Origin of the sequence: Oryzomonas rubra (assembly GCF_008369015.1) — a bacterium.
GTDB classification, from domain to species: domain Bacteria; phylum Desulfobacterota; class Desulfuromonadia; order Geobacterales; family Pseudopelobacteraceae; genus Oryzomonas; species Oryzomonas japonica.
This window is the reverse complement of the sequence record NZ_SRSD01000003.1, coordinates 297,100-323,655: the sequence shown is the minus strand read 5'-3', so window position 1 is coordinate 323,655 and position 26,556 is coordinate 297,100. Positions and strand designations below refer to the sequence as shown.

The following is a 26,556-nucleotide window of genomic DNA, read 5'->3' as shown; positions in this document are numbered from 1 at the left end:
GTGCAAACATGATTTAGTATTACTATAAATAGCTGAAATAAAAACAAAAAAATAAATCAAACAACATTTGGCAATCAAATAAAAACTGTCGGCTACGTTGTTGATTCGGCAGCAGGGGGTGGCGCGGTACGCTATCGGATGGGCATAAAGCGTCAGAATAGAGGGGGAAAGTCGTGCGTGGGCGACGGGACTTCCGCGGGGCCGGGTGGAAAAGGCGGCCGATGGCCGCCTTGGAAGAACAGGTGCGGCATGGCTGGTGTTCAGTCAGAGAGGTTGACGACGGTCCTTCCCCGGAGCCCGCCGTGCAGCATGGTCTGGATCTTTTGTTCAAGTTCATGGAGGCCGCATTCGACGGCCATCCCGGCGAGGGTGCCTAATTTCCAGTCGTCCGCCAGCCGGTTCCAGACGGTGACACGCGGTCCCATGGGGCACTGTACCGAGTCGATCCCCAAAAGTCCCACGCCTCTCAGGATGAAGGGGAAGACGTTGGCCGGAAGTTCCGAGGAACCGACCATGCCACAGCAGGTGACGGTCCCGCCGTAACGGGTCCCTTTGAGGATCGCCGCCAGGACGGTTCCTCCCACCACATCCACGGCGCCGGCCCAACGCTCCTTCATGAGTGGGCGCTCGCTCCCCTGCAGCAGTTCGTCGCGGCTGATGACCTCGGCGGCCCCGAGGGAGCGAAGGAACTCCCGTTCATGCTCCTTGCCGCTGGCTGCCACGACCCGGTAGCCGGCCTTTGCCAGCAGGCCAACGGCGATGCTCCCGACGCCACCGGTGGCTCCGCTGACGAGGACGTCGCCGCTGGCCGGCCGCACCCCCGCCTCCATGAGCCGAAGCACCGAGAGTGCGGCGGTGAAACCGGCCGTGCCGAGGATCATGCTCTCCCGGAGGCTCAAGCCTGGCGGAAGTTTCAGTACCCAGGCCGCGGGTACGCGGATGTACTGTCCGAAACCGCCGGGGGTGCCCATGCCCAGGTCGTAGCCGGTGACGATTACCCGGTCGCCGGGGGAGAGGGCATCCGTGGAAGAGGCCGCAACCTCGCCGGCCGCATCCACACCCGGGGTATGGGGGAAGTTGCGGCTTACGCCGGGGTGGCCCGTGGCGGAAAGGGCATCCTTGTAGTTAAGGGACGAGAAGTGGACCCTGATGATGACCTCTCCCGGCGGAAGGTCGCCGATCCGCCGTTCTCCGATGCGGCGTGTAAAGGTCCCTTTGTGCGGCTCCTCGACGATCATGGCCTTGAAAACGGTATCTTCCATGGACTCGCTCCTCTCGTGGCTTTGGGGATGGGGTTGGCACGCGGTTTCCCCCTATGAGAAACATACCCCAATATACATGATTCACAAGCGCCGCCATGGAGCGATGGCATGGGAAATTCGAACGCCGCTCCCCCCATGGGTCACCGCGGTTTTCTGCTCTCCCTCGGCGTGGGTGAACAGGAGGCCGTGCAGATCAGAACATGGCCGTGGTCTAAAGAGGAGTGGAGCGCCAACTAGCGTAACGGATCGAAGAGGTATTCCAGACCGTTGGCCTTGATTTCATAAATGGTCCGCAGCTGGTCGCCCAGTTTGCCCTTGGGAAAACCCTGCTGGCCGAACCAGACCACGTAGGGCTCGGGCAGGTCGATCAAGAGCCGCCCCTGGTATTTGCCGAAGGGCATGCGGGCTTCGGCCAAATCGAGCAATTTCTGCGGATCAAAGAGTTGTACCGATGTGTCCATAGTTTACTCCAGTTCTGCGAGCCGGGCGCTGAACGCCGCCATGGTTTTGGCCTTGCGGAGCTGCCGGACCGCCTTTTCAAAGTCGGCATCGTCAAAGGTCGCCAACACCCCCTTGACCTTGTTCAGGACCTGGGTCTCCCCGCAGAACAGCTCTCCGTAACGGGCCAGAAGCTCCTTGAGGTACCGTTGCAGCATGGCTGCCCGTTCGGCCTTGGCCGGTGCGGCGGGGGCGCTGCCGCGCAACCGTTGGAACAGCAACGGGTCGGCAATGGCGCCCCTGCCCAGCATGAGGCCGACGGCGCCGCTTTCCTCCAGCAGGCGGGTCCCGTCGGCGGCCGTGCGGATATCCCCATTGGCGATGACCGGCAGCCGGGTCTGCCGCACCACGCGGGCGGTAATGCCGTGGTCCGCCACTCCCTGGTATTCCTGGATCACCGTGCGGGGATGCAGCACGAGGAAATCAACGCCGGCGGCTTCGAAGAGGGGGAGCAGTTCGAAGATCTGATTGGGATCATCATAGCCGGCGCGGAGCTTGATGGAAAAACCGCCCGCAATGGCGCTGCGCAGGGCGAAGATGATCTCCTCCAGCAGTTCGGGGCGTTGCAACATGCCGCCGCCGGTCAGGCCGCTGGTCATCCTCCCGTAGGGACAGCCCAGGTTGAGGTTGATATGCGCGGCTCCGGCAGCCTGGGCGGAACGGGCGGCGGAGACCAGGGCCTCGCAGCCGTGGCCGATCAACTGAACCACCAGGGGGACGCCCCCCTCTTGGGGAGCGATCTCGCGCAGGTCGGTGGCCGAGAGCCGGCGTACCGGGGCGGCGGCATTGACCCGCATGAATTCGGTAAAGACCGTATCGGGGCGAACCCAGTCGATGAACAGCCGCCGCATGGCCTGGTTGGTCAGCCCCTGCATGGGGGCCAGCATCAGGGGGGGATGGCCCGGCTGCCAGGGGAGCGGGGGAGGGGAGGGGATGCACGACGCTCCGGTAGTGTGGGCGGCATTATGCGCGTTTGGGGCTGGTTTCCTCATCTGCCCCCCCCGAGGCAGACCCGGTTCCGGCCCCTGTTCTTTGCCTTGTAGAGCGCTCCGTCTGCCGCCTTGAGCACCTCCTGGGGCGATATTTGCCGACCACCCGTTTCGGCCACGCCGATGCTGACCGTAACCGATACCTCACCGGCCTTGCGCGAACCGGAGCGGCGGCTCTTGCCCCGCTCCTCGTCCCTGGGGCGATCTTCCCCGCGCAGGGTCATGCGGTAATCGCCAATGGCCTGGCGAAGCCGCTCCAGATGCGGGAGCGCCTCCTTGGCGCTCTTGCCCGGAAACAGCACCGTAAACTCCTCGCCGCCGTAGCGGAACGGCGAGCCGCCTCCGGTCATGTTCATTAGGCGCGCCCCCACCATTTTCAACACCTGGTCCCCCACATCGTGACCATAGCTGTCGTTGAAGTTTTTGAAATGGTCCACATCCACCATGGCGATGGCGTAACGGCTCCCCAGGCCCGGCAGTTGCTCGTTGAGCACGCGCCGGGAGAGGAGGCCGGTAAGATCGTCGCGGAACGCCATGTTGTAGGAATCCTGAATAACGGCCATGATCAGGATGAGGGCGGAAGCGGCACAGAATGTCTCCGGCACATGGGGGGACCACATCCAGCGGAACACCACGAAGAGGGTGACACAACTGGCGAACACGCTCCCCTCGATGGGGGAACCGAGGGACACCGCCCGCCGCACGGCAATGCCGGCCGCCAGGAGGATCAGGACCAGACACAGTTGCGGCATGGCGAAGCGCTCAAGGGCCGGCCAGTTGATGATCGGTCGCGTCAAGGCGACCCACAGGGCATGCTGGTCAAGGCGAATCGTCAACCACACGGCGCCGATCTCCATGGCAACGAACAGCAGGCGCATGCGCCCCGCCATGCTCCAGAACCCCTTTTCACGCATCAGGGCAACAAGGAGGATATTGAACGGAACAACCACCGACAAGGCGCGGTAGACGAGCCATGCCTCAGGGGTATCGGTTCCGTGGGTGAGTTGGGTGCGAAAGAGGTGGTAACAGACCCCCACGGCCAGCAGGGCCAGGAAGACCCGCCCCCGCCGGAAATGGCAGGCAAGGAGCATCCCCACGATGTACAGCAGGTAGGTAACAAAGGGCACCAAGCCCTGCTGTTCCTGAGGAAGCAGGGGAATCCGGAAGACGATGACCCAGGCGGCAAAAAGAACGGCCATCGGGACAAGAATTGTGGAGATTTTTCTGAGCATGGGAATGGCACAGAATAGCATAAAGCCAGGCGGCATCCAAGGTTCAATCTCTGGATGCTGCCTGGCTTTATCCTGCTTTGTCTTCTCTGTCTGAGATGCCCGGCCCACGCCCCGGGCGAATCGTGGCCGGGACTGCCGATCAGTGCCCCGGTTTTTGGAGCGACCGGACCAGTTCGTTGGTTTCTTTCAGTTTCTTATTCAATATCTGCAACTCTTCACGGTTGTAGACCGTTGCCCCCTTATCCCGTATCTCGGTTTGAATCCGTTGGATACGCTGCTGGATCGTATCAACCTCGCGGGCGCACTCTTTCAGGAGCATGTCGCATTCTTTTGCGCACTGGTCATCCTGATGGTTGTGCATGGTCTCATGGGTCATATCCATGGAAGCGTGATCGTCGTGCTCATGGGCCTGGGACAGCATCGGGACGGACAGGGCCAAAACGGCAGCCAGTACTACGGTAAATTTTTTCATGGTGACGGTCTCCTTTGATCGAAAAATTTCTCGTGTGCCTTCAGGATAGCATGTGGTGTGCCAAAACCATAACCATCTGATATGAATATAATTTGTATCGATGCATCGTTATTGGTGTGAAGGATATTCGACACCGTGCGGAGGATATTCCGCTGTTTGTCCCAAACTTGTGTGCACATTTGTTGTAAGATCGAAAACAGCCCAGCCGCTCTTGGGCCGAAGACAGCGAGGATACAATGGATATGCTTCCCTCCACCCGAAACAAGCTTTACGCCAGGGCCAACTTCCTGGCGCTGTTCACCATCGTGTATAATTTCATTGAAGGCGCTGCTTCCATGTGGCTTGGCGCCGCCGATGAAACCCTGACGCTCTTCGGATTCGGGGTGGATTCGTTCATCGAGGTGGTTTCGGCCATCGGCGTCTGGCACATGTTGAAAAGGATCAGGGGCAACAACGGGGAAACCAGGGATGAGTTCGAGCAGCGGGCGTTGCGGATAACCGGAGGAGCCTTCTACTGCCTGGCGTCGGGCCTGTTTCTGACTGCCGTGGTGAGCATCGGCCGACAGCATAAGCCGCAGACGACGGTGTGGGGGATCGTGGTCTCGCTGGTCTCAATCTCCTTTATGTGGGCTCTGATTCACCACAAGGTCAAGGTCGGCAGGGCGCTCAATTCTGCCGCTATCCTGGCCAATGCGGCCTGTTCGCGGGCCTGTATGTACCTATCACTGGTCCTTATGGCAGCCAGCCTGGGGTACGAAGTGACCGGGATCGGCAGCCTCGATGCCGTGGGCGCCATGCTGATCGCCTAGCTGAGTTGGCGGGAGGGGAGCGAGGCGTTTGGGAAGGCCAAGGGGATGACCTGCTGTTGTGCTGGGAAGTGTGGCGGTGAATAATGGCAGGGAGTCGCGGCCGCCCCGGTTGCGGCGGCCGCGACTTCAAGATGTGCAGTCGGGTGTGATCAGGGTCTGCTGTTGGAGCCTCGCCATTGGCGCTGCTTCCCGCTACGTGCAGCTTCGGGTTTGGCACCCGGCTTCGCAGTCGGTTGCACCTTGGACGCTTTCGTCTCCTCGCCGGCAACCTCGCTCTTGGTCCTGAATGGCCCGGAACCCCTTGCTGGGTTTTTCGCCTGCTGCTTGGCGTCGTTTTTCGTTGCCGGCCGGCGGTTGCCCATCTCGTGGGGATGCCGCTTGAATTCCTCATCCTTCGCAGGGGCCGGAACCGTGTAGTCGAAATCCGGCAGCGTCTTGCGCTCGATCTGTTTGCCCAGCAACTTTTCCAGCGTCCTGATGGCGCCGGCGTCATCCCTGGTAACGAACGTTATGGCCTCCCCGGTGCGCTCCGCCCTGCCGGTCCGCCCGATCCTGTGTACGTAGAATTCGGCCGTCTCCGGCATATCCAGATTCAGGACCAGTCCAATCAGCGATACATCGATCCCCCGGGCTGCGATATCGGTGGCAACCAGAATCCGGTACGAACCGTCCCTGAATCCGTCCATGGCTTCCTGGCGCCGATTCTGGGAGAGGTTGCCCTGCAGTGATGCTGCCTGGTAGCCGGCCTTGACCAGCAACTCGCCGACCCGTTTTGCCCGGTGCTTTGTCCTGGTGAAGACCAGTACCGAACCCTCGGTATGCTTTTCCAGTATTTTCATCAACAGGGCCGTTTTCAGGTGCTGTTCGACCGGATACAGGGAGTGGCGCACCGTGGTGGCGGGCTTGATCGTGTCGACCTGCACCGTCACGGGGGCCTTCAGCATCTCTTCCGCCAGCTTCCGGATCTCGTCCGGCATGGTTGCCGAAAACAGGAGGGTCTGCCTCTTGGCGGGGAGTTTCTGGAGGATCTTCTTGATCGTGGGCAGAAATCCCATGTCGAACATCTGGTCGGCCTCGTCGAGGACCAGCACCTCGACATTGTCGAGCACTGCCACCCCTTGCTGCATGAGGTCCAGCAGCCGTCCGGGACAGGCCACGATGATCTCGGTGCCTTTTCTGAGGGCGGCTATCTGGGGCGTCTGGCCGACGCCGCCGTAAACCGTGGCGCTTTTCAGGCCGGTCTGCCCTGCGAACAGCCTGAAGGATGCCTCGATCTGTTCCGCAAGTTCCCGGGTCGGGGCGATGACCAGAGCGCGGGTCGCATGGCGCGCCCCCTTGCTCAGCCGATCGAGTATGGGCAGCGCGAAGGCGGCCGTCTTGCCGGTCCCGGTCTGGGCCAGGCCGAGCACATCGCGTCCTTCCATTATCTTGGGTATGGCTTCTTTCTGGATCGGTGTCGGGTGCGAGTAGCCTGCCTCGCGGATGCCGGCTGACACTGCCGGGTGAAACTTGAACTGGGTGAAACCCATAATTGCCTCTCTGTTTCTGTTGGTTTTACAAAAAAAAGCCCCGGCTATTCCGGGGCCTACGATGACGTGACGTGTTATCCGGTACTGCTAATTTATTTTAAGATAACAGCTTTTGACAGATTATGTCAAGCGATCTGTTGGGACGGCGGCCACGGGGGCGGTCTGCACCCGCAGAAATGAAAGGCCCGCAAACTTCGCGGGCCTCTGTTGGCGTATATCTTTGTGCCCTTTTCAAGGGCTATTCCGGCCGCACCACCTGCCGGGTCTCTGCTGCAACTTGATTTTCGGGTGAAACTTCCGCTATGTCTCCCCCTCCTTGTCGTGGCAGTCTGTTCCAGTAGCGCTACTGTAAATACAGTATACCTCCTGGAAATACATATGAAAAGACTGTTAAATAATTTATTTCAGTGTACAATTTCAATTTGAGCTTCATGCCGGGATGTCCGGCAGGTGTTGGACCGCAGAACCTGTCCACAACAGAAAAAGGCGGCCCGAAGGTCGCCTTTTCCACGTGGTTATGCGAGACGATGTCTCAACGCCTCACAGTATCTCCAGCAACGATACTTCGAAGGTGAGATCCTCGCCGGCCAGGGGATGATTGGCGTCGAAGGTAACGCTCTCCGCGTTTGCCTCGATGACCATCACGCCCAGTTCTTCCTCTTCCTCATTGGCGAGCACCAGTTCGTCGCCCACCACCGGGTCCAGATCGTCCGGGAGATCGCTGCGCGGTACGGTGAAGATCCGCTCCTTGTCGTACTCGCCGAAGGCGCTGGCGGCCGGGATAACGACGGTCTTCTTGTCGCCCGGGGCCATGCCGACCAGGGCCTCGTCGACTTGGGGAAACAGTTCCCCCTCTCCGATGGTCAGTGTCATCGGCCCGCTTTCGCAGCCGCACCCGCAATCGTCATCGCCGCAGTCGCCATCTTCCTCGCAACCGCACTCATCGGAATCGCACTCGCTCTCCAGAGTTGAATCAAAAACGGTACCATCTTCCAGCGTGCCGGTGTAGTCGATTTTTACCTTGTCGCCTTGTTTTGCCTGTGCCATGTGTCTCATACCTCTCATCTGTAATGCGGCTCATCGCCGTTGTCTCTTTCTCTAAGGTACGAGAGAAGATGGTCATTCGTCTACAAAAATCGTGCAGACCCCCACAACGCCTGGGTTGGCGGGTGGCTCCGACCGCCGGAGCCGCCCACGGTCAGGACAGGAAGGCGGAGATGGCCGCTGCGGCCTGTTTGCCGTCCCCCATGGCCAGGATGACGGTCGCCCCGCCCCGGACGATGTCGCCGCCGGCGAAGACCCCCTCAATATTGGTAAGGCCGTTCTCGTCGGCAACGATGTTGCCCCACTTGTTCAGGGCCAGATCGGGAGCCGTTGCCGTCAGGAGCGGGTTGGCCCCCGTGCCGACCGCGTTGACGATCACATCGGCCGGGACATCGTACTGGGCCCCCTCCACCGGTACCGGTTTGCGCCGACCCGAGGCGTCCGGTTCCCCCAGTTCCATGCGCTGGCAGCGAAGGGAGGTCGCCCAGCCGTCGCCTTCGCTGAGGATGGCCACCGGCGCGGTCAGCATGAGAAACTCCACCCCCTCCTCCTTGGCGTGCTTGATCTCCTCCACGCGTGCGGGCATCTCGGCCTCGCTGCGGCGATAGATGATCATGGCCCGTTCCGCACCCAGTCGCCGGGCGGTGCGCACACAATCCATGGCCGTATTGCCGCCGCCGATGACCGCCACGTTGCGCCCCTTGATGATCGGCGTGCTGGCTTCTGCCAGGCGTCCGGCCCCCATCAGGTTGACCCTGGTCAGGTATTCGTTGGCCGAGTAGACCCCCTTCAGGTTCTCCCCCGGGATGTTGAGCATGGTCGGCAGACCGGCCCCGTTGGCGATGAACACCGCATCGAATTCCTGGCGAAGTTGGGCCAGGGTGAGGGTCTTGCCGATGATCACGTTACATTCGATCATAACGCCCAGGGCCCGCAGGCGGTCGACCTCCACGTCGATGATCGCCTTGGGGAGGCGGAATTCGGGGATGCCGTAACGCAACACCCCGCCGGTGTCGTGCAGCGCCTCGAAGATCACCACGCCATGACCGGCGCGGGCCAGTTCGCCTGCCGCGGTGAGTCCGGCCGGACCGCACCCCACGATGGCCACCCTCTTGCCGGCCGGGGGAGGGGGCGTTTCCGCGCCGAGTCGGGCGGCGTTTTTCATGGCCCAATCGGCCACGAAACGCTCCAGGTAGCCGATGGCCACGGCCTCGCCCTTGATCCCCCGCACGCATTTGGCCTCGCACTGGCTTTCCTGGGGGCAGACCCTGCCGCAGACGGCGGGGAGGGCGTTGTCGTGCTGCAGGATGCGGGCGGCGCCGGGCAGGTCGTTGTCCGCCAGCAGTCCTATGAATTCCGGGATCGATACCCCGACCGGGCACCCCTCGACGCACTGGCGGTTCTTGCACTGGATGCAGCGCTGCGCCTCGCGGATTGCATCGTCCTCTGCAAGCCCGCGGTTGACCTCTTCAAAGTTGGCACTGCGTATGGTCGCCGCCAATTCCGGCATCCTGGCCCGGTCAATGGCGAGACGTTCCTTGGTTGTCATGGGTGTGGTCATGGCTGCACCTGCCTGTTCAGTTTGCAATCGGCGGCCTCATGGCCGCGATAGGTGGAAAGGCGGTCAAAAAGGTTTTCGAAGTCTACCTTGTGAGCGTCGAATTCAGGCCCGTCCACGCAGGCGAACTTCGGTTCGCCTCCAACCAGCACGCGGCACCCGCCGCACATGCCGGTCCCGTCGATCATGATCGGGTTGAGGCTGACGATCGTCGTGATGCCCAAGGGGCGGGTAAGCTCGGCCACGGCCCGCATCATCGGCACCGGGCCGATGGCGAACACCGCCCGGGGGCAGGTGTTCGGATTGGCCATCAGGTCGGCCAGTTCAGCGGTAACAAACCCCTTGCGCCCCATGCTGCCGTCCTCGGTGGTGACCAGCACCTCCTTGGAAAAGGCCGACAACTCGTCCTTCAGGATGATGTAGGACTCGGCGCGGCCGCCGATGATGGTGGTTACGTCGTTGCCCGCCGCGGCAAGCGCCTTGGCCAGGGGGTAGAGGACCGCCGTCCCCACGCCGCCACCTATGCAGGCCACCCGTCCCCACGGTTCGATGTGGGTCGGCAGACCGAGCGGTCCGGCCACGTCGCGCAGAAAGCCGCCGGCAGGTATGGCGACGATCGTGCGCGTCGATGCGCCGATAGCCTGAATGAAAAGGGTGATGGTGCCGGCTGCGTTGTCGGCGTCACCGATGGTGAGGGGAATGCGCTCTTCCCCCGGTGCTGAACGAACGATGACGAACTGTCCCGGTTTTCGGGACGCCGCCACCCGCGGGGCTCTGACCACCATGCGGTGGAGAGACGGTGCAAGGACGTCGTTGCTTACTACTTCAAACATGTCAATACCTGCCCAAATAAGATATACGGCCCGAAGGCCGACGTTATGGTATCCGACATGGTGAAGCAAACACAAGATTGTATACGGCCTGCGCGCTCCAGGTGACGATCCGCTTACGTGGCAAAATGTTGCGTTTCTCGTGGGGCAATTCGGCCCGAAAACGGCCCGCGGGGCGTCCGGCGTACCCCGGCGAGCGTTGGCTTGACATGCCCCGCCCCCGGGAGGACAATCAGATCAGATACAGACGATGGTGTCTGTACATGGACCAAGGAGCACGCCATGAAAACGACAGGGAAAAAAGCCGAGGTTAAAAGCTTCACAGCCCCGGATGAGGTCAGGAGCTTTCCAAAGGGGAGGCTCGAATTGATCACGATCGGCGGGGCAACGGTGGGGCGGGCGGTGTTCGAACCGGGATGGCGCTGGCTGACGTCGGTACAGCCGCTGGCGAATACGCGGAGTTGCGAGGCCCCCCATTTCCAATACCATGTTGCCGGCACACTGCATGTGGTCATGGATGACGGCAACGAGTTCGACTGCCGGCCTGGGGATGTGTCGCTTTTGCCCATGGGGCACGATGCCTGGGTGGTTGGCAACGAGACGGCCGTCGTGGTAGACTTTCAGGGCATGGTGGACTACGCCAGGGCAGCTCGCTGACCTTGGGCGGGATTACAGACGCGGGCAGAAAGGATATGCGGCCATGGGCAGATTCATCGACATCGACGCGCAGACGTGGAAGCAGGTGCGGCCGGACGTCGCCCACGGGGTGCTGGGCACGACCATCCTCAACGAAGGGGTTACCATGACCGTTACCCGCGTCTTGCCGGGGAACGGCTTTACGGCACATCACGACGCCTATGGGCACCTGCTCTACTTCCTGTCCGGCTCGGGCGTGGTTGGGGTGGCCGGTGAGGAAGCGGCCATACGGCCGGGGCTGACGGTCCGCATTCAGGCGGGTGAAGAACACTATTACCGCAATACCGGGAGCGACGAGCTTACCCTGGTGTCGGTCAATATCCCCGGGAATGGCCGTTAGCAACCTGGCAGATACTCTTCGCATATACTTAGAGGGAATAGAATACTATGATCGGGGGCCAACATCAGGGTGACGAGTGACCCACAGCACGCCGGCAGGGCAGGGATCTATTTCAAGCTGGTTCTGACGACCTTTTTCTGGGGCGGCACCTTTGTGGCCGCCCGTTTTGCGGTGCATGAAGCGCCGCCGTTCTTTGCCGCAAGCTGTCGTTTTGCGATCGCGGCCGTGGTGTTGATGGCGCTGGTGGCCCGGCAGGCGCAGCGCAGGGGAGAAACCGTGCCGGTGCCCCGCAGCCTCCGTGAGGTGCTGGCACTCTCCTCCCTTGGCCTGACCGGGATCTTTTGCTACAACGCCTTCTTTTTCAGCGGCCTGAAACTGACCGGCGCGGCCAACGGCTCCCTGATCGTCGCCATCAATCCGTTGCTCACGGCGGTGTTGTCCGCCTGGTGGCTGCGGGAGCGGATCAGGCCGCTCCAGGGTGTCGGGCTGGCGGTCTCCCTGGCCGGCGTCGGGGTGATCGTCACCCGTGGCGATCTCGGCGTGCTCCGCACCCTGACCTTCAACCACGGCGATCTGCTGTTGCTCGGGGCGCCGCTCAGTTGGGCGGCCTATTCGATTTTGGGCAAGCGGGCCATGGGCACCTTTTCGCCCCTGGTGGCGACCGCCTATGCCGCCCTGTCCGGCACCCTGCTCCTGATCCCCGCCGCCGTACTGGAGGCGCTGGGCGGGGCCGGGCCGCACCGTTTCAGCATCCTGGGGTGGGTGGCCATCCTGCAACTGGCCCTGCTCGGCACGGTGGCCGGCTTTGTCTGGTGGTACGAAGGGGTCCAGGCCCTGGGAGCCAGCCGGGCGGCCCTGTTCGTCAATCTGGTGCCGGTTTTCGGCACCCTGCTGGCTGCCCTGCTCCTGGGGGAACGGCTCGGGTGGCCCCAGTTGTGGGGGGGCATGCTGGTCATCGCCGGGGTGTGCGGCGGGACGGTCCGCCTGAAGGCGGACTGAACGGCATCCAGCCAATGTGATATACTTCATTCACAGAATAGATATCCCCGGAAGGAGGAGTATGCCATGTCCCTTCCTCCCCAACTACGCAAGGTTGCCCCCACGGTCTGGGAACTCCCCGTGTCATACAAGGACGGCATGCTGGTCCCGGCGCGGATCATCGCCACGGAAGGGCTGTTGGCCGGCATGGAGGCGGGGGTCTTTGAGCAGACGGCCAACGTGGCCTGCCTGCCCGGCATCCTGAAATACGCCTACTGCATGCCCGACGGCCACTGGGGGTACGGCTTCCCCATCGGCGGCGTGGCGGCCATGGACCCGATGAACGGCGTGATCTCTCCCGGCGGGATCGGTTTCGACATCAACTGCGGCATGCGCCTGGTGCTGACCTCCCTGACCGAGGAGGAGGTGCGGCCGCGCCTGCACCAACTGGTGGACCTGATGTTTGCCCGCATCCCCACCGGGGTCGGCTGCACCGGTTTCGTGCACTGCTCCCGCAGCGAGTTCCGCCAGGTGCTGGAAAAGGGCTCCCATTGGTGCCGGGAGAAAGGCTACGCCTGGCCCGAGGACCTGGAGATGACCGAGGAGGGGGGCTGCTTCGGCGGCGCCGATCCCGACGCGGTGAGCGACAAGGCCATCGAGCGCGGCTTCGACCAGATCGGCACCCTGGGCTCCGGCAACCACTACTGCGAGATCCAGGTTGCCCGGCCCAAAAATATCTTTGATGCCGCCACGGCCCGCGCCTTCGGCATCACCATCCCCAACCAGGTGGTGGTCATGTTCCACTGCGGCAGCCGCGGTTTTGGCCACCAGGTGGCCACCGACTACCTGCAAAGCTTCCTGCGGGTCATGACCGCAAAGTACGGCATCAATCTCCCTGACCGGGAGTTGGCCTGCGCCCCGTTCCGCTCCCCCGAGGGGCAGGCCTACTTCGCAGCCATGAAGTGCGCCGTCAACATGGGGTTCGCCAACCGCCAGGTGATCTTGCATCGCCTGCGGGAGGTGTTCTCCCAGGTATTCCATCGTTCCCCCGAGGAGTTGGGGATGCGCATGGTTTACGATGTGGCCCACAATACGGCCAAGCTGGAGCGTCATCTGGTGGACGGCACGATGCGGGAGGTGCTGGTGCACCGCAAAGGGGCCACCCGCGCCTTCGGCCCCGGCATGGCCGGCATCCCCGACTGCTACCGCGAGACCGGCCAGCCGGTGATCATCGGCGGCAGCATGGAGACCGGTTCCTACCTGCTGGCGGGAGAGGCGGGGGCGGCGGCTACCTTCTTCACTACGGCCCACGGCAGCGGCCGTACCATGAGTCGCCACCAGGCCAAGAAGATGGTCAGGGGACAGAAACTGTTGGGCGAGATGGAACAGCGGGGGATCTACGTGCGTACCGATTCCTGGGGCGGCCTGGCCGAAGAGGCCGGTTTTGCCTACAAGGATATCGACCTGGTTACCGCTGCCACCGAAGAGGCTGGGCTCTCCCGGCGGGTGGTCAAGCTGGTGCCCATGGGCAACATCAAGGGATAGCCATGCCCTACCGGTTTCTGGACGACATCGCCACGGCCGACGTGGCCTTCGAGGCATGGGGGGAGACGCGGGAAGAGCTGTTTGCCGCCGCTGCAACAGCCCTTCTGCAGACCATGGTCCACAATCCCGAGGCAGTGGAACGCCGGGAAAAGATCTCCATCGTCTTGGAGGATGGGGAGCTTGATCTGCTGCTCTTTTCATTCCTGCAGGAATTGATCTTTCTCAAGGATGCCCGGCGGTTGCTGCTGCACCCGCAGAAGATACTGATCGTGGAAAAGGGCGGCTGCTTCCGGCTGGATGCGGCCTTGCAAGGCGAGTGGATCGACCGGCAGCGGCATCCCCTGGTGGTGGACGTCAAGGCGGTCACCCTGCATCGTTTTCGGGTCGCCTTCGAATCCGGGATCTGGCGCGCCGTGGTGGTGCTGGACGTGTAGCACTGCATAACACGGCAGGCATTTTGTTATTCCTGAATCCGTGACGCCTCCATGCCGCAGTGTCCGGAAGGCCTCAGCCTTTGCCTCTAAGAAGATGCCGGCAACCCATCGGAGGGCCGGCAGCATGAGTGACGTGCCACGACAGGGGCAACGTGCGGGCTCCGGCTCTTCCGAACAGTGCGGCATTCCGGCCTCGCGGACTCAGGTCATTTCCTTCAATCAGGCTGTATCGCTTGCCGCTCGCCCCTCTTGGGGTATACTGCTCTACGCACGAGTCATCTTCCGTCATGAAGAGAGAGGATATGCCATGGACCTTAAGAATACCCGCACCACCATCCTCAACGAAGGGGACCCGGAGCAGAAACGGGCCGAGATCCTGGATTATTTCCATCGAACGTTCGACATCGACGAGAAGCTCTACGAGACGCTCCGGCATGACGACACCTTTTACCTGCGGGCCGACCGGCTGCGGCACCCGTTGATCTTCTACTTCGGCCATACCGCAACCTTTTTCATCAACAAGCTGACCATCGCCAAGGCGATCGACAGCCGCATCAATCCCCGCTTCGAATCCCTGTTCGCCGTGGGGGTTGATGAGATGTCCTGGGACGACCTGGATGCCACCCACTACGACTGGCCGACCCGCCAGGAGGTCAAGGAGTACCGCGACAAGGTCCGGGAACTGGTGGACGGCCTGATCCGCCGCCTGCCGCTCAAACTGCCCATTACCTGGGACGATCCGTTCTGGGCCGTCATGATGGGCATCGAACACGAGCGTATCCACCTGGAAACCTCGTCGGTGCTGATCCGTCAACTGCCCATCGACCAAGTGGCGCAGCTTCCCTTCTGGGCGATCTGCACCGAGGCGGGGGAACCGCCGGAAAACCGGCTGCTTCAGGTCGCGGGGGGGGCGGTGGTCCTAGGCAAGGCCGCGGATCATCCGCTTTACGGCTGGGACAACGAGTACGGCCGCCACGAGGCCACGGTAGCCGGGTTCAAGGCTTCCCAATGCCTGGTATCCAACCGGGAGTTCCTGGCCTTTGTCCAGGCCGGGGGTTACGGGGAGCGGAAGTGGTGGACCGAGGAGGGGTGGAACTGGCGGGAGTTCAAAGGGGCCGAGCATCCGCTCTTCTGGATCAAAAACGATGGCGGCTGGAAGCTGCGCACCATGGCCCTGGAGATCGATCTCCCCTGGAACTGGCCGGTGGAGGTCAACTGCCTGGAGGCCAAAGCCTTCTGCGCTTGGAAGGCGGCCGTTGCCGGCCTCCCCATCCGCCTGCCGACCGAGGACGAATGGACCCGGCTCCGGGACGTGTGCGCCATCCCGGACCAGCCCTGGTGGGAGAAGGCGCCGGGCAACATCAATCTGGAGCACTGGTCGTCGTCCTGCCCCGTGGACCGTTTCCGTTCCGGCGATTTCTACGACGTGGTGGGCAATGTGTGGCAGTGGACCGAAACCCCCATCTACCCCTTCCACGGCTTCCGAATTCATCCGTGGTACGACGATTTCTCAACCCCGACCTTCGATACCCGCCACAACCTGATAAAGGGCGGCTCGTGGATCTCCACCGGCAACGAGGCGACGCGGGATTCGCGCTATGCCTTCCGCAGGCATTTCTTCCAGCACGCCGGGTTCCGTTACGTGGAGAGCACGGCAGCGGTGGAGGTCCATCAGGACCAGTACGAGACCGACACCCTGACGGCCCAATATTGCGACGCCCACTACGGGGCGGAACACTTCGGCGTGGCCAACTTTCCGGCGACCTGTGCAAAGCTCTGCCTGGAGGCGATGGCGGGACGCTCCAAGGGGCGGGCCCTGGACCTGGGGTGCGCCCTGGGGCGTGCCTCTTTCGAACTGGCCCGGGGCGGCTTTCAAAAGGTGACCGGGCTGGATTTTTCCACCCGCTTCTTCCGCCTGGCGGCCCGGATGCAGGAGGAAGGCTATCTGCGCTATGCCTTTCCGGAGGAGGGCGAAATCCTCTCGTTCCACGAGGTCGGCCTGGTCGACCTGGGATTGGAGGGGGGACGCGACCGGGTGGAGTTTTTTCAGGCCGACGCCTGCAACCTGCCGGAAAAATTCACCGGCTACGACCTGGTGCTGGCGGCCAACCTGATCGACCGGCTCTACTCGCCCCGCCGCTTCCTCTCCACCATCCACGAACGCATCAACCCGGGTGGGGTGCTGGTGATCACCTCTCCCTACACCTGGCTGGAGGAGTTCACCAAAAAAGAAGAGTGGCTCGGAGGGTACAAGGATGCGGGCGAGAACGTTACCTCGCTGGAAGGGCTGAAGAGTGCCCTGGCCCCCCGTTTCCGCATGCTGGGCGAACCGCGCGACATCCCCTTTGTGATTCGCGAGACTCGGCGCAAGTTCCAGCACACCATTGCCGAGATGACCGTATGGGAGTTGAAAGGAGGTTGTTGAAAAACAGCCGTCAGACCTTCGTCCTCGAAAGACCTTTCGTGCGGCGTAGCGCCCGGCCTTCGCAGCCAAAGCTGCTTCGGCGGAGTAGGCCCGCTACGCCTCCTCAGGGCTTGTCGAGCGGATGCGGCGATCTGGCTATTTTTTGAAAACCTTGGTTTTTCACAGTCTACTATGGAGGGAACCATGAACGAACGGATTACCGAACTGGAATTGCGTTTCATGCAGCAGGAACACACCATCCAGGAATTGAACGACACCGTCTGCCGCCAGGAGATGACCATTGAACGGCTTGTGCGGGAGCAGAGCCTGATTCGCGAACAGCTCCGCCTGCTGGCGCCTTCCATCAACCGTAGCGCCGACGAGGAGGAGCCGCCACCCCATTACTGAGGGAATAGGGTGGCACCTAATTAGTTTATTAATAAAACATTTATAATTTGTTTTGACCATGGATTCGTGGTATACGATTTTGCTTTCGTATTTTTCCTAGTGTATTTTTAATCGTTAATCAATCTCATCGAAGAGGCAAAACCAGGGTAACCTGGCGACGCAAAGCTACCTGTCCAGTTTCGACTGGATAGAGGGGCCGCCGAAGTGACACAATACGACCATTGTGACAAGGCCCACCTTTGCGTAAAAGGTTGGGCCTTTTTTTGTAACATGATCGTTATCCCTGTCTGCGGATTGGGCGCGGAGCGCCGAAAGGAGAGTCAATGTCGAACGCACTGGTACCGATAACAGGGGCTGGCGGGTCGAGTGAGCTGGCCCAACTGGTCAGCTTCAACATCTGCAACGAGGAATATGGGGTTGAGGTCCTGAAGGTGCGGGAGATCATCCGCATGACCACCATCACCCACATGCCCAACACCCCGCCCTACGTGGAGGGGATCATCAACCTGCGGGGCAAGGTCATCCCGATCATGTCCATGCGCAAGCGGTTCGGCCTGGCCGAGACAGCCAGCGACAGCCAGACCCGTATCATCGTCATCGACATCGCCGGGTCCCTGACCGGCTTCATCGTCGACTCGGTGGCGGAGGTGATCCGTATCACCGGCAGCGAGATCCAGCCGCCCCCCAGCATGACCAGCGGCGGCCTCGAACAGGAATTCATCGTCGGCGTCGTCAACCGGGCCGACCGCATGCTCATCCTGCTCGACCCGGACAAGATGCTCTCCCGGACCGAACGGGAGTACCTGGGCGAGTGCTGACCATGACGGCCCCGGACAGGGGCGCCCACAACCAGACAGAGGAAGCAATGCCGGATGAAGCATATCTGATCGGCCGACAGCCGATCCTGAACGGACGGGAAGAGATAGCGGCCTTCGAGCTGCTCTTCAGATCGCCGGACTCGGTCACGTCCGCCCGGTTCTCGAGCCCGCTGCGGGCCAGCTCCCAGGTAATCGTCGCCACCCTCTCCGCCATGGGCATCGAAACGCTCCTGGGCCGGCAGCACGGTTTTATCAACGTGGACACCGAGCTCCTCATGAGCGACGTCATCGAACTTCTGCCCCCCGAGCGGATCGGACTGGAACTGCTGGAAAACGTCGAACCCCACCCCGAAATCGTCAAACGGTGCCGGGCGCTCAAATCCCGGGGCTACCGGCTGGTCCTGGACGACCACGAATACAGCCCCGCCTTCGAGCCCCTCTACGCCGGCCTGGTGGACATCGTCAAGATCGACCTGGTGAAGACCCCCCTCACCGACCTCCCCGCCATGGTGGAACGCCTGCGGCGCTACCCGGTCAAGCTGCTGGCCGAAAAGGTCGAAACCCGTGGCGTCTTCCTGCGCTGCCGCAGCCTGGGCATGGAACTGTTCCAGGGGTACTTCTTCGCCCACCCCAGCCTGATCCAAAAACAGCGGGTGGCAAACGCCCTCACCGGCTTCCTCACCCTCATGCAGCAACTGGCCACCGACGCCGAGACCAGTGAGATCGAGGCCACCTTTAAGGAAAACCCGGCCCTGGTCTACAAACTCCTCATGCTGGTCAACTCCGTCGCCGCCGGCCTGCACGAGAAGATTCGCACCATCCGCCACGCCCTCACCGTCATCGGACGGCAGCAACTCAAACGATGGGTGCAGATAGCCCTCTTCGCCGGTGACGGCCGCCAGGGCGCCGACAACCCGATCATGCACCTGGCGGTGGCCCGTGCCACCTTCATGGAAGAGCTGGCCCGCACGCCGTCGCGCATCGACACGTGCGCTCCCGACGAAGCGTTCATGGTCGGCATCCTCTCGGTGCTGAAGGACGTGTACGAAATTCCCATGGACGAAGTGGTGACCAGCCTGGGGCTTTCCGACGACATCCGCAACGCGTTATCGGACCGCAAAGGTGAGATGAGCGTCCTGCTCTCCCTGGCAAAAATGCTTGAGGAGAACGCCTTCGGCGAGGCCGCCGAATGTTTCGAGGTGCTGGGCATCCCGCTCCTGTCGGTGCTGGACTGCCAGAGAAAGGCCTTCAATTGGCATGTGGGGGCGGCGTGACACCCTCGTGCCATGCCGGTAAGCAGAAAAGAAAATTGCATTGTTATTGGCGCTGAAGCCATATTCCAGGAGGTAGTAATGAAAAATCTGACCATCGGAACCCGCCTGCTGGCGGGATTTTCTATCGTTTCGCTCTTGCTGGTCATCGTGATCGCCACGGCGGTCAACGGTCTCTACACGAGTGGCGACCAGTTGGAAAACGTCAATCGCGTCAGCGAACTGAGCGCCAGGGTCGCAAAAGCGCAGATGAACCTCAAAAGCATCGATGAATCCATCAAGGGGCTGATCCTGGCCGACACCCCTGCGGACCGGGAAAAATTGACCGCCCGCATCGAGGAATACCGGAAAACATATCGCGACAATATTGTCTTTGTCGAAAAAAACACCAAGACCCCTGAAGGTAAAAAGCTGATTGAAAAACTTAAAAATGTCGCTATTTCTGGGGATGAGGTTAATAAAAAACTCACTGACGCGGCCCTGGCCGGTGATGCCGCCCTGTTCAAATCCCTGATGAGCAGCGAGGGAGAAGCGGCAATCGGGCGGACGACCCAAGCCGCCGATGCCTTGCTGGATTTTTACGAAAAGCGGGTCAACCTGCGGGTGGCGAGCGCCAAAGATGTCGCTAAAACAGCCATGGAGGTGATGTATGGCCTTGGAGTGGTGGCACTTATCCTGAGCATCCTGACCGCCTTAGCCATCACCCGCAGCATCAAACGGCCTCTGGGCGAGATCGTGGGCTCCATTACCCATATTGCCGACGGGGATCTGACCCGTCGCGTCGCGTATGAGAGCAGGGATGAACTGGGGCAGCTGTGCGCCCACTTTAATGACTTCGTCGACAGGTTCCAGAACATCATGCTCCAGCTCATCACCGATGCCAGCAAGGTCGCTTCGGCCTCAACGCAGCTCATGAGTACGGCGCACCTGATGGCGGAAGGCTCCGAGGAGGTCGTCGCCCAGGCCAGCACCGTTGCGACCGCCGGCGAGGAGATGGCCGCAACCTCCAACGACATCGCCCAGAATTGCCATATGGCGGCCGAGAGCGCACAGCGCGCCAACGATGCCGCCGTGGAAGGCTCCGGCGTGGTGCAGGCGACGGTTGCCGTTATGGGCTCGATAGCGGAGCGCGTCAAGAGTGCGGCAAAGACCGTCGAGTCCCTTGGCGCACGCTCAGACCAGATCGGCGCTATCGTCGGGACCATCGAAGATATCGCCGATCAGACGAATCTTCTGGCCTTGAACGCCGCCATCGAAGCGGCCCGTGCCGGCGAGCAGGGACGCGGTTTTGCCGTTGTCGCCGATGAAGTCCGGGCGCTTGCCGAACGGACGACGCGCGCAACCAAAGAGATCTCGGACATGATCAAGTCCATTCAAAGCGAGACCAAAAGCGCTGTCTCAGCCATGGAAGAGGGCAACAGCGAGGTTGAGCGGGGAACCCAGGAGGCCGGTCGCTCGGGGAAGGCGCTTGGGGATATTCTGGAGCAGATCAACGCCGTCACCCAGCAGGCGAACCAGATAGCCACCGCCGCCGAAGAACAGACCGCTACGACCGGCGAGATCAGCAGCAATATGATGCAAATAACCACCGTTGTGCAAAGAACCTCGCGAGGCGCGGGTGAAACGGCAGAAGCAGCCAAGAGCCTGTCGGCCATGTCGGAGGAGTTGCAACGCATGGTCAGCCAGTTTAAAGTAGCGTAAATCAGTCATCGTTTGCCAACCGGAAAGCGTCCCGGGCATGCTCGGGTGCTCTTGACGCGTGAATAAAAAGCCTGTACGTTTGCACGAAACGGCCAAAGGGGGTTGCGGGATTCTTTCCGCATCTCCCTTTTGCGTTATGGTTGCCGGTTGCCGGCGACGCCATGGTATACTTTACCGGAAGGCCCGGTGCGCGAGCCCACGCAGCCCGGCGATTATTACTGCTGTATCCCAGGAGAAGCATCATGCGCTATTCACCTCTTTTGACCGATCTGTACGAACTGACCATGCTGGCCGGCTACCTGGATGAGGGAATGGCGGAAAAACAGGCCGTATTCGACCTCTTTTTCCGCACCAACCCCTTTGAGGGGGGCTATGCCGTTTTTGCCGGTCTGGAGCCGGCCCTGGAGTTTCTGGAAGGTTTGCGTTTTTCAGAAGAGGAACTGGCCTATCTGGCGGGACTCGGCCTGTTCTCCCCCCGCTTTATCGATTTCCTGCGTGGCTTCCGCTTTCGCGGCCGGGTGACCGCGCCGCCGGAGGGGACGCTGGTCTTTGCCAACGAACCGATTCTGACGGTGGAGGGGACTCTGGCAGAGGCCCAGCTTGTGGAAACGGCGCTCCTTACCATCATCAGCTTTCAGACCCTGGTGGCGACCAAGGCGGCGCGCATCTGCCATGTCTCCGGTGGGGCCGAGGTGATCGAGTTCGGCCTGCGGCGCGCCCAGGGGCCTGACGGCGGGCTTTCCGCGTCCCGGGCCGCCTGTGTGGGCGGAGCCGGCAGCACGAGCAATGTCCTGGCCGGCATGGCCTTCGGCCTGCCGGTGCGGGGGACCCATGCCCATAGCTGGATTCAGGCCTTCCCCGACGAACTGACCGCTTTCCGCGCCTATGCCAAGGTCTTCCCCGACGCCACCATCCTGTTGGTCGACACCTACGATACCTTGGGAAGCGGCATGCCCAACGCCATCATCGTTGCGCGGGAATTGCGGGAGCGGGGCCACGAGCTGCGGGGCATCCGCATCGATTCCGGCGACTTGGCCTACCTGTCCCGCGAAGCGAGGAGGATGCTGGACGAAGCCGGCTTTCCGGATGCGCTCATCGTGGCATCCAACGAGCTGGACGAGTATGTGATCGAGTCCATACGCAACGAGGGGGGGCGGATAGATGTCTACGGGGTGGGCACCAAGCTGGCAACCTGCTCCGGGGCGGGCGGCGTTTCCCTGGGCGGGGTCTACAAGCTGGTCCGGGTTGATGGGCAACCCAAGCTGAAGGTGACCAGCGACATGGCCAAGGCAACCCTGCCGGGGAAGAAGCGCCTCCTGCGGGCAACCGGCCCGGATGGAGCTTTCATTCAGGACGTGATCTGCCTGGCAGAGGATGACCTGCAGCCGGGCGAAACGGTCTATGACCCGACCAACCCACTGCAGCACAAGATCCTTCCCGAAGGTGCCCAGCTGTCCGATTTGCGGCAAGTGGTCATGGAAGAGGGGCACCGCACGGTTGCCGTGGAGCCGCTCGGTGCCATGACCGCCCGGTGCCGGCGCGAACTGGCCCTGCTCCCCCAGGGGTGCCAGCGTTTCATAAACCCCCACCGCTACAAGGTCTCGGTGTCTCCCCGCCTGAATGAATTGCGCTGCCGGCTGATCGGCGAAGTCTGCAAAAAGGGGGCATAGCCATGGAACGGGGCAGTGCGCTGTTAATCGTGGATGTGCAGAACGATTTCTGTCCCGGCGGGGCGCTCGGCGTGCCGGACGGCGACCGGGTGGCGGTGCCGCTCAGCCGGGCCGCGGAACGGTTCAGGGGGGCCGGGCTGCCGGTATTTGCCAGCCGCGACTGGCATCCCGCCGTGACCAGGCATTTCAAGGAGTACGGCGGGATGTGGCCGCCCCACTGCGTGCAGGGGAGCCCGGGGGCAGCCTTTCACCCCGACCTGCGTCTGCCGCCGGGCACGACGGTTATCTCCAAGGGGATCGACCCGGATCGTGACAGCTATTCGGCCTTCGAGGGGATCAACGATGATGGGGCCACCCTCGGGTCGTGCCTCGCATCATTGGGGGTGGGGCATCTCTACATCGGCGGCCTGGCCACCGACTACTGCGTGCGCTCGTCGGCCCTTGATGCCGTACGGGCGGGCCTCACGGTGACGCTATTGACGGATTGCGTGGCCGGGGTGGAGCTGCAACCGGGGGATTCGGCCCGAGCCCTGGAGGAGATGGCGGAAGCCGGGGTGCGCTTTGCCACGGTTGACGGGATATAGTACCCCAGGACGACTATACCCCAAAGAACAGGTTGGCGCCGGTTCCCCCCTTTGACAAAGGGGGAAGACAAACAGTACCTTTGTTTTGGTCACAGTTCCGTTGTTTTTTTGTAAGTGAGTGTCCTCACTGATACAATTTTCTCTGTATCAAAATGATACAATGAAAGGCTCCCAAGCAGGTTTTGGGGCCTTTTTTTATGTGAAAACAGAAGGTTGAGGGTGGTGAAAGTTTTGTGTTAATTTTATTAACATTTTGATTTTGCGTTGAAATTTGAGTTTGCGGGGTGTAGAAGGGCAAGAGAAAGTGCACAGAGATCGGCGGTGTTAAAGGGTAGGTTGAAAATATGTAGAATGTAGAGCTGACCCTTAGAGGGTGTCACTTAAAATTTGAGTTTTGGAGACCTGGCCCCATGTTAGTTTTCTAATGGGTGACCCCATATTAGTTCTTTGGCTGAAGAACTGAGGACGAATGGAAACCAACAGAACCACAAAAGATAAAGCAGGAAAACTACTAAAAGTGGGAGACTCGGTTCGTCTGTTGAGTCTCGATATGTCGTTATTTGGATATTTAACCGAAGAAGAACAAGAAGACATTATATCGATGGTTGGTGAGACATTCAAGATTGAAGAAATAGACGAAAACGGCTATGCCTCGATTACTAAATGGTGGAAAAGAGGCAATGGCGAATTCGAATCGCATAGCCTTCGGCTTGTCCCTGTCGAAATGGAACTTATGGGCGGAGATAAAAAACTTACAAGGGGTCAGGTCTCCAAAATTCAAATATGATGGTATGCTTTGATCTGGTAAATAAATTTATCAGCCAAAGGGGATTGCCATGGCGCGATCTTTGCGAATTGAGTATCCGGGAGCATTCTACCATGTCACATCGAGAGGCAACGAGCGTAAGGATATTTTCAAAAGCCAGAAGGATCGTGAAAAGTTCCTGGACTATCTGGAATCATCGGCAGAACGCTATGGGGCGATAATCCATACCTATTGCCTGATGAGTAACCACTACCACTTGTTATTGGAGACACCGGCAGGGAACCTGTCCCAGATCATGCATCACATAAACGGAGCGTACACCACCTATTTCAACACCAAGCGAAAACGGGCCGGGCATCTGTTTCAGGGGAGGTACAAGGCATTGCTCGTGGAATTTGATGAATACGCCCAAGAACTGAGCCGCTACATACATCTGAACCCGGTGAGAGTCGGGATGGTAGCGCGCCCGGAAGAATATCGGTGGTCAAGCTATCAGTACTATACGGGCCAAGCTTCCGCGCCCGCGTGGCTTCAGACGAAGGTGATACTTGAATATTTTGGAAAACGTGAAGCGGAAGCAAAGAAGAAATATCGCGGATTTGTCGAAAGTCTGCTTGGGAAAGAATACGATAACCCGGCCAGGAGCGTATCTGGAACCACCGTGTTAGGCACGCCCGGTTTCCTGGAAAAGATTACGGCAGCTCACCTTGCGGGAAAGGATGTGGACAGGTCGGTCCCGGAAATCCGGCGACTAAAGGCCTCTCCCGAACCGGCGGAAATAATCGAGGCCGCAGCAGCAATAATAGGCGACAACACAAAACTGGCCCGACAGGTGGGAATGTATCTTTGCCATAAGTATAGCGGCAAGAAGTTACGTAAAATTGGCGAGCAGTTCGGCGTAGGGGAAACTGCGATATCGGAAGCGCACCGCCTGCTGGCAAGAAAAATGGAAGTGGACAAAAGATTGTCAGAAGATGTTGAACGTGTGAAGTCAATCCTTAAAATTTGAGTTTTGGAGACCTGACCCCCTGTTTATTTTGCTAAACGAATTGAACAACAAGACAAAGGCTCCATCTTGGTGTGCAACGGCATAATTCGGAGCCAATAAAGGAGAAATTGATAAATGAAGAATTTATTTTATGGATCACGTAAAAGGAATTTCGTGCGGTTAACGGTTCTCTTGCCGCTGTTGGTACTGTTGTCAGGTTGTGCTAGCGGATACAGCAAGTTTTATGCTCAGCGAATGGACGAGAGTGGTCTTAAAAATCTCGAAACATTAAAGGAAGGCCAATCTCCCGTCATTGTGAAGACCGATGATCTGAGGCGCGAATATGACCGATACCTTGGAAAAAATTACCTCTTAATTGGAGAGTCCCATTTTAACGGAGGAATGGAATCAGATGAGAACTTTATAAGTCAGGCAATTGACGTTAAAGCCACGCTTGTATTACAGACTTCGAGTTTTCTGACTACTCAACAAACCAGTTCGCCTTTAGTTATGCCAAACGGCATAGGAGGTCTGAACGTTACCTCGATGAGCAGTCAACAGTTGCGATACAACCAGAGTGCTTTATTTTTGGCAAAGAATTCCAAAAAATTAAGATTTGGATTGTTTACCGATGATCCTACGCCAGATCAAAGGAAACAGTATGAACGAAACTCTGGAGTTGTGGTACGTACCGCAGTTGAAGGTTCACCAGTTTATATCGCGAATATTGTTCCTGGTGATTTGGTAATCGGCATAAATGGTAAGAGTGTCCAAGGAAATGAACATTTAGTACAATTGTTAACTGATATCCCACAGACAGCCGACAAAGTGGTTTTTAAGGTAATCCGCAACAATATCGAAAAAAATATCGTCGTTTTTTTAGCAAATCCATAGTCATTAAAGAGGAAAACTCTAAATGAACGATCTAGCAACACAACTACACAGTGCCGTAGTCAGTGGCATGTTTACATTAGTAGCATCATTAACAGGTGCATTGCTTGCATTATTTGGTGTGGCTCTCACCGCTTTCTTTACCTCGCGGAACAACAACAAAAATGTATTCATTAACACCGTTACCGTTGAGCGAGCAAAGTGGCGGACTGAGATGCGGAATACAATCGCAGAGTTTTGTCGTGTATGCTACGAACAACTCGAAGGCCCCACTAAGATAAACATTCCGAAGCTTCAAGAACTTCGCATCTTGACAAAACTCAGATTAAACCCAGACCAGAAACACGAACTTGATGCAGCAATAATGGTTTCGGCGGCTAATGTCATTGATGGACTTGTTTCTTCCCAGCGTGCGCTTGTTATTAGTAACCTACAAATTCTAGAAAATAAAGTACAGGAGTTGCTCAAGCAAGAGTGGGATAAATCAAAAACTGAAGCAAAAACTGGCAAGGTTACTAAAACCAAGGAATGCGGATGGATAGCTTGTAAGTTGTGTAGCTTATTTGAACGAAAACGACCAATGTCCAACTAGCGCCAAGACCGGCCGGTCAGGCTTATGGCGTTACATTTCAAGACACTCAATCCAGTGCCCACAATTGTCCGCACTGGGGAATCGGTACGGACTCGAATCTTATTTAGCGATTTGAATATCGATTTTGTTTGCGAAATGGTCTGACATGCGCCAATCAAGCTGCTGCGAATTTAGTGTGAAGCCCGAATAGCTCTGGAATGGCAACAGGCTTATATTTAAACACTGGTATAAATAAAAAAGGCGGCCG

The 26,556-nt window shown here is 59.6% G+C and carries 27 protein-coding genes and 1 riboswitch; of the genes, 18 read left to right on the top strand and 9 right to left on the bottom strand.

The window, feature by feature from the left end; translation table 11 throughout:
- Positions 1-260: 260 nt before the first annotated feature.
- Complete coding sequence (locus ET418_RS06615) at positions 261-1,262, bottom strand: YhdH/YhfP family quinone oxidoreductase (RefSeq protein WP_149306789.1); 1,002 nt, start codon at positions 1,260-1,262, stop codon at positions 261-263.
- Between the two features lie 108 nt (positions 1,263-1,370).
- Between ET418_RS06615 and ET418_RS18535 the strand changes: the two genes are divergently transcribed.
- Positions 1,371-1,499, top strand: coding sequence for a hypothetical protein (locus ET418_RS18535; RefSeq protein ID WP_274596127.1), 129 nt, complete (start codon positions 1,371-1,373; stop codon positions 1,497-1,499).
- On the opposite strand, the gene ET418_RS06610 is transcribed toward ET418_RS18535, so the two are convergent.
- From ET418_RS06610 to ET418_RS06595, 4 genes are all read right to left on the bottom strand, one after another.
- Positions 1,496-1,723 carry a DUF3820 family protein gene (locus ET418_RS06610; RefSeq protein ID WP_149306788.1) on the bottom strand — a complete coding sequence of 76 codons (228 nt, stop codon included), beginning with the start codon at positions 1,721-1,723 and terminating at the stop codon, positions 1,496-1,498. The genes ET418_RS18535 and ET418_RS06610 overlap by 4 nt on opposite strands.
- A gap of 3 nt (positions 1,724-1,726) precedes the next feature.
- Entirely contained in the window at positions 1,727-2,752 is a 1,026-nt protein-coding gene (locus ET418_RS06605; RefSeq protein ID WP_338045076.1) for a tRNA-dihydrouridine synthase family protein, read from the bottom strand.
- A complete protein-coding gene (locus tag ET418_RS06600; protein ID WP_218043376.1) occupies positions 2,749-3,981 on the bottom strand; it encodes a GGDEF domain-containing protein in 1,233 nt (410 codons plus the stop codon). Before ET418_RS06600 ends, ET418_RS06605 begins: the two co-directional genes overlap by 4 nt.
- Before the next feature lie 139 nt (positions 3,982-4,120).
- Positions 4,121-4,453: a hypothetical protein gene (locus tag ET418_RS06595; RefSeq protein ID WP_149306786.1), complete on the bottom strand. Its 333-nt coding sequence runs from the start codon at positions 4,451-4,453 to the stop codon at positions 4,121-4,123.
- A gap of 236 nt (positions 4,454-4,689) precedes the next feature.
- On the opposite strand from ET418_RS06595, the gene ET418_RS06590 reads away from it, so the two are divergent.
- Positions 4,690-5,262 (top strand): cation diffusion facilitator family transporter, encoded by a 573-nt coding sequence (locus tag ET418_RS06590; RefSeq protein ID WP_338045075.1) that lies wholly within the window; start codon positions 4,690-4,692, stop codon positions 5,260-5,262.
- A gap of 149 nt (positions 5,263-5,411) precedes the next feature.
- Here the strand turns inward: ET418_RS06590 and ET418_RS06585 are convergent, their stop codons facing one another.
- The 4 genes from ET418_RS06585 to ET418_RS06570 form a co-directional block, all read right to left on the bottom strand.
- A complete protein-coding gene (locus tag ET418_RS06585; RefSeq protein WP_149306785.1) occupies positions 5,412-6,791 on the bottom strand; it encodes a DEAD/DEAH box helicase in 1,380 nt (459 codons plus the stop codon).
- 540 nt (positions 6,792-7,331) lie between these two features.
- The gene (locus ET418_RS06580; protein ID WP_149306784.1) at positions 7,332-7,838 is read right to left on the bottom strand and encodes an FKBP-type peptidyl-prolyl cis-trans isomerase; all 507 of its coding nucleotides are present in this window, start codon (positions 7,836-7,838) and stop codon (positions 7,332-7,334) included.
- Between the two features lie 151 nt (positions 7,839-7,989).
- Positions 7,990-9,396 carry an NADPH-dependent glutamate synthase gene (gene gltA, locus ET418_RS06575; RefSeq protein ID WP_149306783.1) on the bottom strand — a complete coding sequence of 469 codons (1,407 nt, stop codon included), beginning with the start codon at positions 9,394-9,396 and terminating at the stop codon, positions 7,990-7,992.
- Positions 9,393-10,226, bottom strand: a complete 834-nt coding sequence (locus ET418_RS06570; protein WP_149306782.1) for a sulfide/dihydroorotate dehydrogenase-like FAD/NAD-binding protein — start codon at positions 10,224-10,226, stop codon at positions 9,393-9,395. The genes gltA and ET418_RS06570 overlap by 4 nt, the downstream gene beginning before the upstream one ends.
- A 279-nt stretch (positions 10,227-10,505) precedes the next feature.
- On the opposite strand from ET418_RS06570, the gene ET418_RS06565 reads away from it, so the two are divergent.
- The 16 genes from ET418_RS06565 (at position 10,506) to ET418_RS06490 (ending at position 26,309) form a co-directional block, all read left to right on the top strand.
- On the top strand, positions 10,506-10,880 hold the full coding sequence (locus ET418_RS06565) for a cupin domain-containing protein (RefSeq protein ID WP_149306781.1): 375 nt from the start codon (positions 10,506-10,508) through the stop codon (positions 10,878-10,880).
- 43 nt (positions 10,881-10,923) lie between these two features.
- Positions 10,924-11,259, top strand: coding sequence for a cupin domain-containing protein (locus tag ET418_RS06560; RefSeq protein ID WP_149306780.1), 336 nt, complete (start codon positions 10,924-10,926; stop codon positions 11,257-11,259).
- A 69-nt stretch (positions 11,260-11,328) separates the two neighbouring features.
- Entirely contained in the window at positions 11,329-12,258 is a 930-nt protein-coding gene (locus ET418_RS06555) for a DMT family transporter (protein ID WP_149306779.1), read from the top strand.
- A 66-nt stretch (positions 12,259-12,324) separates the two neighbouring features.
- Positions 12,325-13,782, top strand: coding sequence for an RtcB family protein (locus ET418_RS06550; RefSeq protein ID WP_149306778.1), 1,458 nt, complete (start codon positions 12,325-12,327; stop codon positions 13,780-13,782).
- 2 nt (positions 13,783-13,784) lie between these two features.
- Positions 13,785-14,216, top strand: coding sequence for an archease (locus ET418_RS06545; RefSeq protein ID WP_149306777.1), 432 nt, complete (start codon positions 13,785-13,787; stop codon positions 14,214-14,216).
- A gap of 307 nt (positions 14,217-14,523) precedes the next feature.
- Positions 14,524-16,641, top strand: coding sequence for a 5-histidylcysteine sulfoxide synthase (ovoA, locus tag ET418_RS06540; RefSeq protein WP_149306776.1), 2,118 nt, complete (start codon positions 14,524-14,526; stop codon positions 16,639-16,641).
- A 183-nt stretch (positions 16,642-16,824) separates the two neighbouring features.
- Positions 16,825-17,028 (top strand): SlyX family protein, encoded by a 204-nt coding sequence (locus ET418_RS06535; protein WP_149306775.1) that lies wholly within the window; start codon positions 16,825-16,827, stop codon positions 17,026-17,028.
- A 124-nt stretch (positions 17,029-17,152) separates the two neighbouring features.
- Positions 17,153-17,232: riboswitch (cyclic di-GMP riboswitch) on the top strand.
- 119 nt (positions 17,233-17,351) lie between these two features.
- Positions 17,352-17,846, top strand: a complete 495-nt coding sequence (locus tag ET418_RS06530) for a chemotaxis protein CheW (RefSeq protein ID WP_149306774.1) — start codon at positions 17,352-17,354, stop codon at positions 17,844-17,846.
- A gap of 47 nt (positions 17,847-17,893) precedes the next feature.
- Positions 17,894-19,120, top strand: coding sequence for an EAL and HDOD domain-containing protein (locus ET418_RS06525; RefSeq protein ID WP_149306773.1), 1,227 nt, complete (start codon positions 17,894-17,896; stop codon positions 19,118-19,120).
- Positions 19,121-19,198: 78 nt separating this feature from the next.
- Positions 19,199-20,818, top strand: a complete 1,620-nt coding sequence (locus tag ET418_RS06520; protein ID WP_246152971.1) for a methyl-accepting chemotaxis protein — start codon at positions 19,199-19,201, stop codon at positions 20,816-20,818.
- A gap of 242 nt (positions 20,819-21,060) precedes the next feature.
- A complete protein-coding gene (locus ET418_RS06515) occupies positions 21,061-22,488 on the top strand; it encodes a nicotinate phosphoribosyltransferase (protein WP_149306771.1) in 1,428 nt (475 codons plus the stop codon).
- Positions 22,489-22,490: 2 nt separating this feature from the next.
- Positions 22,491-23,072 (top strand): nicotinamidase, encoded by a 582-nt coding sequence (locus ET418_RS06510; protein ID WP_149306770.1) that lies wholly within the window; start codon positions 22,491-22,493, stop codon positions 23,070-23,072.
- A gap of 469 nt (positions 23,073-23,541) precedes the next feature.
- A complete protein-coding gene (locus tag ET418_RS06505; protein WP_149306769.1) occupies positions 23,542-23,859 on the top strand; it encodes a hypothetical protein in 318 nt (105 codons plus the stop codon).
- 49 nt (positions 23,860-23,908) lie between these two features.
- Positions 23,909-24,847, top strand: a complete 939-nt coding sequence (locus ET418_RS06500; RefSeq protein WP_149306768.1) for an REP-associated tyrosine transposase — start codon at positions 23,909-23,911, stop codon at positions 24,845-24,847.
- A gap of 114 nt (positions 24,848-24,961) precedes the next feature.
- Entirely contained in the window at positions 24,962-25,720 is a 759-nt protein-coding gene (locus ET418_RS06495; RefSeq protein WP_149306767.1) for a PDZ domain-containing protein, read from the top strand.
- 22 nt (positions 25,721-25,742) lie between these two features.
- A complete protein-coding gene (locus ET418_RS06490; RefSeq protein WP_149306766.1) occupies positions 25,743-26,309 on the top strand; it encodes a hypothetical protein in 567 nt (188 codons plus the stop codon).
- Positions 26,310-26,556: the final 247 nt, after the last annotated feature.

Bases quoted from the DNA above. Each gene is read 5' to 3' on its own strand.
- ET418_RS06615 (WP_149306789.1), bottom strand. From the start codon at position 1,262: ATGGAAGATACCGTTTTCAAGGCCATGATCGTCGAGGAGCCGCACAAA.
- ET418_RS18535 (WP_274596127.1), top strand. From the start codon at position 1,371: ATGGGAAATTCGAACGCCGCTCCCCCCATGGGTCACCGCGGTTTTCTG.
- ET418_RS06610 (WP_149306788.1), bottom strand. From the start codon at position 1,723: ATGGACACATCGGTACAACTCTTTGATCCGCAGAAATTGCTCGATTTG.
- ET418_RS06605 (WP_338045076.1), bottom strand. From the start codon at position 2,752: ATGAGGAAACCAGCCCCAAACGCGCATAATGCCGCCCACACTACCGGA.
- ET418_RS06600 (WP_218043376.1), bottom strand. From the start codon at position 3,981: ATGCTCAGAAAAATCTCCACAATTCTTGTCCCGATGGCCGTTCTTTTT.
- ET418_RS06595 (WP_149306786.1), bottom strand. From the start codon at position 4,453: ATGAAAAAATTTACCGTAGTACTGGCTGCCGTTTTGGCCCTGTCCGTC.
- ET418_RS06590 (WP_338045075.1), top strand. From the start codon at position 4,690: ATGGATATGCTTCCCTCCACCCGAAACAAGCTTTACGCCAGGGCCAAC.
- ET418_RS06585 (WP_149306785.1), bottom strand. From the start codon at position 6,791: ATGGGTTTCACCCAGTTCAAGTTTCACCCGGCAGTGTCAGCCGGCATC.
- ET418_RS06580 (WP_149306784.1), bottom strand. From the start codon at position 7,838: ATGGCACAGGCAAAACAAGGCGACAAGGTAAAAATCGACTACACCGGC.
- gltA (WP_149306783.1), bottom strand. From the start codon at position 9,396: ATGACCACACCCATGACAACCAAGGAACGTCTCGCCATTGACCGGGCC.
- ET418_RS06570 (WP_149306782.1), bottom strand. From the start codon at position 10,226: ATGTTTGAAGTAGTAAGCAACGACGTCCTTGCACCGTCTCTCCACCGC.
- ET418_RS06565 (WP_149306781.1), top strand. From the start codon at position 10,506: ATGAAAACGACAGGGAAAAAAGCCGAGGTTAAAAGCTTCACAGCCCCG.
- ET418_RS06560 (WP_149306780.1), top strand. From the start codon at position 10,924: ATGGGCAGATTCATCGACATCGACGCGCAGACGTGGAAGCAGGTGCGG.
- ET418_RS06550 (WP_149306778.1), top strand. From the start codon at position 12,325: ATGTCCCTTCCTCCCCAACTACGCAAGGTTGCCCCCACGGTCTGGGAA.
- ET418_RS06545 (WP_149306777.1), top strand. From the start codon at position 13,785: ATGCCCTACCGGTTTCTGGACGACATCGCCACGGCCGACGTGGCCTTC.
- ovoA (WP_149306776.1), top strand. From the start codon at position 14,524: ATGGACCTTAAGAATACCCGCACCACCATCCTCAACGAAGGGGACCCG.
- ET418_RS06535 (WP_149306775.1), top strand. From the start codon at position 16,825: ATGAACGAACGGATTACCGAACTGGAATTGCGTTTCATGCAGCAGGAA.
- ET418_RS06530 (WP_149306774.1), top strand. From the start codon at position 17,352: ATGTCGAACGCACTGGTACCGATAACAGGGGCTGGCGGGTCGAGTGAG.
- ET418_RS06525 (WP_149306773.1), top strand. From the start codon at position 17,894: ATGCCGGATGAAGCATATCTGATCGGCCGACAGCCGATCCTGAACGGA.
- ET418_RS06520 (WP_246152971.1), top strand. From the start codon at position 19,199: ATGAAAAATCTGACCATCGGAACCCGCCTGCTGGCGGGATTTTCTATC.
- ET418_RS06515 (WP_149306771.1), top strand. From the start codon at position 21,061: ATGCGCTATTCACCTCTTTTGACCGATCTGTACGAACTGACCATGCTG.
- ET418_RS06510 (WP_149306770.1), top strand. From the start codon at position 22,491: ATGGAACGGGGCAGTGCGCTGTTAATCGTGGATGTGCAGAACGATTTC.
- ET418_RS06505 (WP_149306769.1), top strand. From the start codon at position 23,542: ATGGAAACCAACAGAACCACAAAAGATAAAGCAGGAAAACTACTAAAA.
- ET418_RS06500 (WP_149306768.1), top strand. From the start codon at position 23,909: ATGGCGCGATCTTTGCGAATTGAGTATCCGGGAGCATTCTACCATGTC.
- ET418_RS06495 (WP_149306767.1), top strand. From the start codon at position 24,962: ATGAAGAATTTATTTTATGGATCACGTAAAAGGAATTTCGTGCGGTTA.
- ET418_RS06490 (WP_149306766.1), top strand. From the start codon at position 25,743: ATGAACGATCTAGCAACACAACTACACAGTGCCGTAGTCAGTGGCATG.